Consider the following 7,974-nt stretch of genomic DNA (forward strand, 5'->3'; position numbering starts at 1 on the left):
CTGACTTCGGGGCCGGAATGAGCGGCTTGAGAATCCCCCACTCTTCATCTGTCGTATCGGTTGGATACAATTGCATCCTTTGATTCTACTCATATCGATGAGACAGTATTGCCCGACTTCTTACTTTCCAGACAGTCTCTAGAGCAGATGTCATAAAAAGACCCTTTTTATGACCGAGCGGAGCGAGTAGTTTTAACTGAGCAAGGCGCAGAATGGAGGCGCGGGGAGGCTGTTTTCCCCGTGGCGTAATTCGGAGTACTGCTCTAGGATCAGCGTCACTGCGCTCAAGCAGACGGTCAGCAGCAGTCCGGAGTACGTCCCGGCGGGCGTGGACTCGCAGAGCTCCGAAGGAGAGGGATGGAGCGCTGTGTGCGGGCAGGCGGCGAGGCAAGGTAGGCGCCGCTCTCGCCAAGACGCCCGGTAAGTGCAGACGCCCGATAAGTGCAGACGCCCGGTAAGTGCCGCTGTGCCCAAGAAGCGGGCAGGCGTGCCCAGGCGCGTCCGCTGTGCCCAAGACGCGCAAGCCCGAAACGTCAGCCAGGACATACTGAGCGGTCCGCTCCGGGGACTCCACGTACAGATAACCGGGCTGCGGCTCTTCGTGATCTGTGCCGCTTTGGTCAGCGTGGTCCAACTCTGGTTCGCCCAGCGCCGATTCGCCCGGATCTAATTCGTCCAGCGCCGATTCAGTTTGGCCCAGCTCGTCTGAGCGGCTGTTCGGGTCTCGATGGGGGTCTGGCTGGCTGTTCACCACGCCCCGCTGACGCGGCGTGTGGCCCGACGAATAGACCGGTGCTCGCTGGTCTGGCTCTCACATCCGCTAGAATAGGCAGATGATCGCCATTGTGACCGATTCGACGGGTGACCTCTCGGCTGCGGTAAAACAACGCTACGCCGTGACCAGCGTGCCGCTCTACGTGCTGTTCGGCGGCGAGATGTACCGCGACGGCGTGGACCTGACCACCCCGGACCTGTTCAAAGGCATTCGCGAGGGCCAGAAGACGCCCACCACCAGCCAGCCCAGCCCGGTGGAATTCGCCGACGCCTACCGCGAAGCCCTGGCACGCGCCGAGAGCGTGCTGAGCCTGCACATCAGCGGTCAGCTCTCCGGCACGGTCGGCAGCGCCCGGCTGGCCGCCCAGGACTTCGGCGGTCAGGTCACGGTCTTCGATACCGGCACCACCAGCTTGGGCCAGGGGTTGATGGTCATGCGGGCCGCCCAGATGGCCGAGGCGGGCAAAAGTGTGCCCGACATCGTGGCCGAGCTGGAAAAGGTCCGGGCCAGCGCCAGCATCGTGTTTACGGTCGAGTCGCTGGATTACCTGCGGCGCAACGGGCGCATCGGCGGGGCGCAGGCGCTGCTGGGCGGGCTGCTCAACATCAAGCCCATCCTGTGCGTCAAGGGCGGGCGGGTCGAATCGGCGGGGCGCGAGCGCGGTCAGAAAAAGGCGACGGCCAACCTGATCGCCCAGACCCACGAGTACATCAAGAAGTATGGTCGCTCACGCCTGGTCTTCGGGGCCACGGCGGGCGGTGAGGCCAATGCCGAGGAGCTGCGTGCCGGAATGCAGGGCGCCGACTTCGAGGACGCGGGCAACTTCAGCTTCGGCGCGGTGGTCGCCACCCACACCGGCCCCGGCGCCTACGGCATCGTCATGGAACCCGTCACGCCCTGAAGGCTGCACGGGAATGCCGCCCAAACCCAGGCCGCCCAAACCGGGCCGTTATGCGCTGCTCGCCGCCCTGATCGGGGCTGGCGGCTACGCGGCCCTGCGCCTTGGCGCCGCGTCTGCCCCGCCCGTCACCGTCCAGACGCCCGCTGCCCCTCAAGCGTCCCAGACAAGCTCAGCCTGGACGCCGCCCGATCCGGACGCGCCCGCCGCCCCCGGCTGCGTCTCGGCGCCTCCGGCGCTGGCCGCCCCGCCGCCGCCGCCCGCCCTCAACGGGCAACTGGGGCTGTACGTGGCCGTCATCGACCCGCGTACCCTGGCGCCGCTGCGCTCCGTCGCCTACGCCCCGGCAGCAGTCTTTCCGCTGGCCAGCACCTACAAGCAGGCGGTGCTGTGGGCCATGCTCCGCCAGGTGGACGCGGGCACCTTCGACCTGAGCCAGAAATTCAGCGTCAACAGCGGCACGCAGAGCCTGGGCGCCTACCCCTACGACGGCAGCACGGCGCGGCAACTGGCCGAGCGGATGATCCAGTATTCGGACAACACCGCCACCGATCTGCTGCACCGCCAGGTCGGCCTCCAGAACGTGCAGGACGTGGCTGACCGCCTGAAGTTGTGCCGCACCCGATTGATCTTGCCAACCAAAGACTGGTGGGCGGCCCAGGCCGGACTCTCTAGCACCTACTCAGGCACCGCCGCCTGGCCCGGCGCCACCGGACCGGACCGCCTTCGCCTGGCCGAGCTGATCGACGCCGACGCCCGGAAGCTGCGCCCGGATTACCTCCAGCGCCGCCTCGATCAGTATTTCGACGGCCATTACAACGCCACTGACGATCTCAAGACCCACAACCTCAGCACGCCGTATGAACTCTCCATGCTGGTGGCCCACGAGTTTTTGCAACCCGGCCTGAGCCCGGCTTCTCAGAACCTGCAACGCAAGCTGATGGCCCTGGGTTTTGGCAAATCGGCGCTGCTGCCTATTCCGGTGGCCGAGTTCGGCGGCAAGGGCGGCAACGGCTGGAAAATCCTGACCTACAGCGGCTATTTTAAAACAAAAGGCGGCGAGCACGTGGTCTACGCCTTCATGCTCCACGGCTCCTCGCAGACCTACACCATGAAACTCACCCGCCACGCCTTCGCCTGGATTCGCGCCGCCGCGAGCGAGATTCTGGCCGTTGGAGACGGTGGCAAGCCAGAATTGCCGGTGCTGGGGAAGAAGGGGGAGTAGGAAGTGGGTTGTGGGGAGTGGGAACTGAGAAGGGCATGAGCTGGGGCTCACGAGACCCCTCACCCCAACCCTTTCCCAGGGGGAGAGGGAGCTAAAATCCTACTTCTGCCTTGTGTTTCCGCTGGAGTAGACCACTCCCTTCCAGCGAAGTCAGTTATGGGCGGATGCGGAGCACGGGCGCCCTACGCAACCTACACGATGTGGAGAACGCGACGAAGAATAGTGCGTGTGAGACGGATCGGAAGTACCATGCCTAGCGCAGCGACAAACCCCCTCCAAGGTTCTATTGACACGTCGCCTGATCAAGAGAGGCGAGGGGCCTTACCCGGCAGAACGGACGCGCCGTCTTGGTCAGAGCAGCGCCGATGACGACGCTTGACCGCTGGGCACGCCTGCTCTCCCCCGAACCTGTGTCCAGTTACGCCCCATCGGGGCTGGGGGAGCCGACGCATTGGCAACGTGCTGAAGCCCCACCAACACAACCCAACCCCCCAAGCCCATCCAGCCGCCTTCACTTCCAACAACCCCCCTACTGCTTGAACGCCACACTCTCCCGCCCGAACATCCGCGTGGCGACGATTACCAGCAGCCCGGCGCCCAGCACATTGCCCGCCACACTCAGCAGCAGATGCAGGCCGCTGCTCTGGCCCTTGACCGTATCCAGAATGACCAGCATGCTGCCGACAATCGGCATGCCGTAGATGGCGGCGCCCGTTTTCAGGAAGTCGGCGAATTGCAGCAGCGTGGCGGGCAGTACGATCAGCAGCGTCAGCGGCGCAATCAGGGTCTGGGCCTCGCGTACCGAGCGGGCCAGCAGCGATAAGGTCAGCAGCAGCGCACTGATCAGCAGCGCCGCCGAGGTGGCCGTCAGCAGCAGCGTGCCCAGGGCGCCCGAACCCAGCGCCAGCGAGCCGCCGAAAGCCTGCTGGGTGGCTTTCTGCGCCGCGCCCTGCCCGGCAGGCGTGACCAGTAAGGCAATCGGGGCGCTCAGGCTCAGGCCCAGCACGCTGAAGGCGGCGGCGGCCAGGGCGGTGATGGTGGTGGCGGCCAGCTTGCCCAGCAGCAGGGTGCTGCGCGGCGTGGGCGTGGCCAGCAGCGCCTCGAAGGTGCCGCGTTCGCGCTCGCCAGCCGTGCTGTCGGTGGCGGCGGCGGTGGCTCCGGCCAAAATGAATTGCAGCAAGAACAGCGGAATGACGAAGGCCAGTGCGCCGCTGCCCGCCTCGGCGACGTTGCTGGCGTCCACGGTACTGAGTTTGACGGGTGTGAGCAGCGCCGAACTCAGCTTCAACTCGCTGAGCTTGCGGCCCACCAGCGCCGTGTTGTACGCCTCCACCGCCGAGCGAACCTTGCCCGCCGCGCCGCTCTGGGCTTTGAGGTTGCCCAATTTGTAAAACAGTTGCAGCGTGCCGCTCTGTCCGGCCACGCTCGGCAGCGGGCTGGTCACCTTCAGGGCGGCGTCCACCTCACCGCTCTGCACGGCTTTGATGGGGTCGCGGATGACCGTCAGGCGCACGCCCTTCTCAGTTTTGCTGTCCGCCTCCAGTTGGGTTCGCAGGGTGGCGGGCAGCGTGCCAATCACCCCAACGCTCTGACGGGTCTGGGCCTGGCCGCCGAACAGCGTGCCCAGCAGCAGCGGCAGCCCCACCGTGAACAGCGGAATAATCAGCAGCGGAATCAGGATGGTGCTGGTCAAGGTGCGGCGGTCCCGAATGGTCGCCGTCAGCTCTTGCTGCGCCACCGTCCAGATGCTAGCCATGAATGGCCTCCGGTAAAGCTTTTTGCGCCGAGAGCAGCTTGAAAAAAGCCCGCTCCAGGTTGCGCTCGCCCGACTGCGCCACCAGTTCGGCGGGCGAGGCCACGCTCAGCACCTGGCCGCCGGAGATGACTGCCAGGCGGTCGCACAGCTCCTCGACCTCGCTCATGACGTGGGTGGAGTAGACGATCAGCCGCTCCCGGTTTCTCAGCGACGTGACCAGATCGAGCAGGGTCCGGCGGGCCAGCACGTCCAGGCCGGAGCTGGCCTCGTCGAGCAGCAGCACCGGCGGGTCGTGAATCAGGGCGCGGGCCAGCACCAGTTTTTGCTTCATGCCCGTCGAAAAGCTCCCGGCCCGGCGCCTCAGCAGCTCACCCAGATCGAGCTGAGCGTCCAGTACCTCGATTCTGGCCTCGGTACGAAACTTATTCATGCCGTGCAGCGCAGCGAAGTAGCGCAGGGTCTCGGCGCCGGTCAGGCGGTCATGCAGGCCCATGCCGCCGCTGACCAGCCCGATGCGGGCGCGCACCTCCTGGGGACGCGCCGCCACGTCGAAGCCCGCCACGCTGGCGCTGCCGGAAGTGGGTCTGAGCAGCGTGCTGAGAATGCGCAGCAGCGTGGTTTTACCCGCGCCGTTGGCCCCCAGCAGCCCGAAGACCTCGCCGCTGCGGGCCTGAAAGCTGATGCCCTCCAGGGCCGAGTGCTGGCCGTAGCGCTTGCCGATGTGCTGAACGTCGAGCATCGAGGCTCCTGTGGACTGAGAGAAAGTTGGGGTGGGAGGGCTGGTCGTCGTCCGCCCGGCTGTCAGAAGATTGCCAGTCTCATGAAGCTAGGCTGAAGGCCACAGCTAACCGGAGGCCCAATGAACGTCCTGCAACTCACGCTGCTGGTGTGGCTCGGCATCAACGCAACCTTACTGCTGCTGTTCGGCGGCGCCATCCTGCGACTGCTGTTCAAGCCCGCCCTGGCGAGGAGCCGGGTTCGGCTGGCGCGGGTGCTGCGGCCCTGAAATAGCCTCATTCCAGCACACCGTCGTCGTTAAAAATCTCCTCGATGCGCTGCCCGAACAGCCGCGCCAGCTTGAAGGCCAGCGGCAGGCTGGGATCGTACCTGCCGGTTTCCAGCGCGTTGACGGTCTGGCGCGAGACGTCCAGCCGCTCGGCCAGCTCGGCTTGCGTCAGGTTGTGATGGGCACGCAGGGCCTTGATGTGGTTGTTCACGCCCCACCAGCCCTCATTCACGTCCGCCCCGCGCCGCCAGCGAGCCACGGATCACGGCAGCGGCGTAAGCGGCCATACCCAGCAGGTACAGGCTCCACAGCGGCAGCGCCACCTTGAAGCCGCTGGCGATCACGAAGCCCGCCGAGGCCGCCAGCATGGTCATCACGAAGGCGAAAGTGCAGGCTTTTTCCTGAAGCTGCTGGCTAAACTCGTCCATCTGACGGTAAGCAGCGTAGAGAAACAGGGCGATTCCGAAGGGCATGACCCCGAAGACTCCAACTAAAAAGCCGCTCAGAAAATCCTGGTCACTGCCCTGGCTGCGGCTGCGGATCACTGCGGCAATCACGCCAACAAGTGCGGCGAAGAGTGTGAGGGCGATCACAGCCCAAATGATCTTCAGCACGCGCTGCTCCCGGCTGGGCAGTGCGGGTTTGCCACGAGGATACATTTACACCTCGCCCCGCGCCGCCAGGCTGCCGCGCAGGACGCTCAAACCATACACGACGCCGCCAAACAGGTACAGCGTCCACGGCGGAAAGGTGAACCCTGTTTCGGTACTCAGGGCGTACGCTGTCGCCGCGCCGACCATGCTCACCACGAAGGCGAACGTGCAGGCTTTTTCCTGAAGTCGCTTGCCGAATTCGTCCATGACCCGGTAAGCGCGGTACAGAAACAGGGCCATCCCGGTGGGGAGCCCACAGATGACACCGAGCGAGAACCCGCTCAGGAAGTGGTAGGTCGTTCCCTGGGTCCGGCTTTTGAGGACCGCGATACCTAAGCCGACGGTGGTGAGGAGCACGGCGGCGGCCACCATCTTCCACATCACCCGCCAGACGCGCCGTTCACGGCTGGGAAAAAGTGGCTTTCTGGTGTTCACCCTGCTGTGCTCCGAGAGGTGCGGACGCTGCCTGTCACCGCCTCAGCCCCTGGACTGCCGCTGGCGCAGTCTGAACCCGGCAGCCAGCATCGACAGCCCGAACGACAGACCAAGCATCAGCCAGGGCAGCGTCTGGGTCAGTCGTCCGGCGTGTACCGACTGGGCAGCGGGCAGCAAAAGCGTGAGGGTGATGGCCGTCAGCATGGTGGCGAGGGCGGCGAGCTGACGGACCTGCCGGGATAGTGGGGTGCGGCGCAAGTTCTGATCGAGCATGTCAAGTCTCCTTGTCACGAAGCCTAGGGCGAGAACGAGCTGATGTCAAGTGTCCTTGTCATAAAGTGGCGAGCAGATTCTTTGCCGATGTTGTTCTGCACGGCCTTGCCGTCGTCTGGGCGACCAAATCTACACCTGCCGTCCGCTATCCTGAGCATCATGAACCCTGTCATCCGACTGGCCCTGCCGCTGTTGCCACTGTTGCTGAGCGCCTGCGGCTGGATCAGCTTGCCGGAGCAGCGGGTGAGTGACTTCTCGTTCACGGTCAGCGGCTTGAATCTGACGCCGGGCCAGGTGGCGTATTTGCCATACAACCAGCTCGAAGGCGTCAGGCTGCCACCCGCGCTGCTGCCTTACAATGGCGTATCCGGCGGCGCCGACCTGACCTACCGGGGACAAACGCCCGAACTGCGCCTGGAACTGTTCGGCGCCTCGTTCCGGCCCGTCTGCCCGCTGGTGATGGTGGCGGGCGTGGGCGTCTCGCTCGTCTGCGACGGCCCAGCCGGGGGGCAGGTGCTGTCCGAGCTGACGCTGCATCCCGGTGAGTCCACCCGCCTTCGCCTGGGCGGCCCCGACCAGGCGGTCCGGGGTGGCGCCTTGTATCTCGGCGTGCGGCTGCTCGAAGGCCAGTTTCGGCCCGGCGAACGGGTAGACGTGACAGGTGGCGTGCTCGGTGCCCGGCTGTAACCCCCACACCCGGAACCCGGCGACGCCTGGCCTCGTATTCCCGCTTCAGGTGCAGTGCCCGTTTCTAAGTATCTCCTTGTAAAGCTTTAGCTTTACCGAGCGGAGCGGGCAGGCGTGCCCAGGCGGAGGAGTGGCATCCTCATGGGGACGAGTGGCGTCCTCATGGGCGTCCGTTCACGAGGACAGTCCGTTCACGACGACAGTCCATTCTGCCCAAGAAGCGAGTGAGGAAGAAAGTATGTCTTGGCGGGAATGAAGGGATGGAG

10 protein-coding genes are annotated in these 7,974 nt (G+C 65.2%); 4 read left to right on the plus strand and 6 right to left on the minus strand.

Annotation, left to right across the window (positions count from 1 at the left end):
* Positions 1-833: 833 nt before the first annotated feature.
* Entirely contained in the window at positions 834-1,676 is an 843-nt protein-coding gene (locus Q0R23_RS01215; protein ID WP_293909485.1) for a DegV family protein, read from the plus strand.
* A gap of 13 nt (positions 1,677-1,689) precedes the next feature.
* The gene (locus tag Q0R23_RS01220; protein WP_293909488.1) at positions 1,690-2,898 is read left to right on the plus strand and encodes a serine hydrolase; all 1,209 of its coding nucleotides are present in this window, start codon (positions 1,690-1,692) and stop codon (positions 2,896-2,898) included.
* Between the two features lie 529 nt (positions 2,899-3,427).
* Here Q0R23_RS01220 and Q0R23_RS01225 read toward each other — a convergent pair.
* Complete coding sequence (locus tag Q0R23_RS01225) at positions 3,428-4,654, minus strand: ABC transporter permease subunit (protein WP_293909491.1); 1,227 nt, start codon at positions 4,652-4,654, stop codon at positions 3,428-3,430.
* A complete protein-coding gene (locus Q0R23_RS01230; protein ID WP_293909493.1) occupies positions 4,647-5,393 on the minus strand; it encodes an ATP-binding cassette domain-containing protein in 747 nt (248 codons plus the stop codon). The genes Q0R23_RS01225 and Q0R23_RS01230 overlap by 8 nt, the downstream gene beginning before the upstream one ends.
* A 120-nt stretch (positions 5,394-5,513) precedes the next feature.
* Here Q0R23_RS01230 and Q0R23_RS01235 point away from each other — a divergent pair, with 120 nt between their 5' ends.
* Positions 5,514-5,660 (plus strand): hypothetical protein, encoded by a 147-nt coding sequence (locus tag Q0R23_RS01235; protein WP_293909495.1) that lies wholly within the window; start codon positions 5,514-5,516, stop codon positions 5,658-5,660.
* 7 nt (positions 5,661-5,667) lie between these two features.
* Here Q0R23_RS01235 and Q0R23_RS01240 read toward each other — a convergent pair whose 3' ends face one another.
* The 4 genes from Q0R23_RS01240 to Q0R23_RS01255 are packed head-to-tail and all read right to left on the minus strand — an operon-like array spanning position 5,668 to position 7,021.
* A complete protein-coding gene (locus Q0R23_RS01240; protein ID WP_293909497.1) occupies positions 5,668-5,871 on the minus strand; it encodes a helix-turn-helix transcriptional regulator in 204 nt (67 codons plus the stop codon).
* A gap of 13 nt (positions 5,872-5,884) precedes the next feature.
* Positions 5,885-6,274 (minus strand): hypothetical protein, encoded by a 390-nt coding sequence (locus Q0R23_RS01245; protein WP_293909499.1) that lies wholly within the window; start codon positions 6,272-6,274, stop codon positions 5,885-5,887.
* Positions 6,275-6,319: 45 nt separating this feature from the next.
* Entirely contained in the window at positions 6,320-6,748 is a 429-nt protein-coding gene (locus Q0R23_RS01250) for a hypothetical protein (protein WP_293909501.1), read from the minus strand.
* A 42-nt stretch (positions 6,749-6,790) separates the two neighbouring features.
* On the minus strand, positions 6,791-7,021 hold the full coding sequence (locus Q0R23_RS01255) for a hypothetical protein (protein WP_293909504.1): 231 nt from the start codon (positions 7,019-7,021) through the stop codon (positions 6,791-6,793).
* A gap of 159 nt (positions 7,022-7,180) precedes the next feature.
* Between Q0R23_RS01255 and Q0R23_RS01260 the strand changes: the two genes are divergently transcribed.
* Positions 7,181-7,708, plus strand: a complete 528-nt coding sequence (locus Q0R23_RS01260; protein WP_293909506.1) for a hypothetical protein — start codon at positions 7,181-7,183, stop codon at positions 7,706-7,708.
* Positions 7,709-7,974: the final 266 nt, after the last annotated feature.

Source organism: Deinococcus sp. (assembly GCF_025362455.1).
In the GTDB taxonomy this organism is placed as follows: Bacteria; Deinococcota; Deinococci; order Deinococcales; family Deinococcaceae; genus Deinococcus.